Source organism: Bartonella sp. CL63NXGY (genome assembly GCF_042194905.1).
Taxonomy (GTDB): Bacteria; Pseudomonadota; Alphaproteobacteria; order Rhizobiales; family Rhizobiaceae; genus Bartonella.
Window position 1 is genome coordinate 1 of record NZ_JBHINK010000060.1, and the last position, 1,103, is coordinate 1,103.

At 30.2% G+C, this 1,103-nt stretch carries 1 protein-coding gene; it reads right to left on the minus strand.

Features of this window, described 5'->3' with window-relative positions; all coding sequences use genetic code 11:
- Nucleotides 1-805 precede the first annotated feature (805 nt).
- Nucleotides 806-1,103 (minus strand): autotransporter outer membrane beta-barrel domain-containing protein (locus tag ACFIK0_RS09185; RefSeq protein WP_375660345.1); only part of this gene is annotated, 298 nt, incomplete at its 5' end.

Here is a 1,103-nt window from a genome sequence, read left to right on the forward strand (position 1 = left end):
ATTTAGAATACTCACTCATCATTCTACATATTGAATAAAAAACTGAATATTATAAATTTCTTTCATTCAAACCTGTTTATATTTAATCAATTAACCCCTTGTTCATCACAAACGAAGCTGGCATGTAAAGAAGGACTTTTGAAAAAAGGTGTATTGCTTCTTATGAACATTCTCGAGTGCTAAAATCTGCGCAAATATTGAATGCTGAAAAAAGAATGATGATATCCGCGCATAACCGCAATAAAAATAATATCCTGTATCCAATCAAAATTTCTCTGCCACCTATCATTTACAAAACAACAACCGTAACAATACGATAAAGCATACTTTACTTTTATTATAATTTGACCTCAAACTCCCTCTGTTTGTTCTAAAAACAAGTATTTATCCAAAATTCTTAAGTAAACATCCTAAAAAAGGAAACAAATAATATGCGTATGAAATGATATAAACGTAAATAAAGTTCTAAAACAAAATTCAAAAAAATGCATAAAGCTCGTAAAGACTAAACTTATGATCTATAAAATTTAATAAAGAAATGGACAAAAACAACCATCAATATCGTCTCTTTTAAAAGATTATACCACAAGAATTTAGCATTCAAGCTTCTCACATTCACAATGAAATCTGCCCCCATATCTTAATATCAAAATTTTAGGAAAATTCCTCATCGCATAGAAGAAAGCATCTATTGTAATCTTTTATATCAAAAAAATAACCATATTGATGAGGAAAAATAAATTTCAATACATTAAAAGGCAGAAAAATCTTCTGCCTTTCATATAAAAATGCACATTATATCTCTTCAAAAAAGATGGCGCAATCCAGCAGAGAAACTGGCTCCAGAAAAACCAGCTTTCTTAAATTTATGCTGATAAGTTACATCTCCATGAAGAAAAAGTTTTGAAGAAAGACGAGCATTAAACCCAAGACCTGCTTCCAAAAAAGAACCAAAAAAACCTAATTGGAAATCGTTTTTAAAAGAAACAAATTGCTTATCTTCAAAACTATGCAAATAAGAAAGCTTACTATAAAAAGAAACGACACGTCCCTCTTCAGAAACATTAAGTGTCTTGCTTAAACGCCCACCAACACGCCCCACC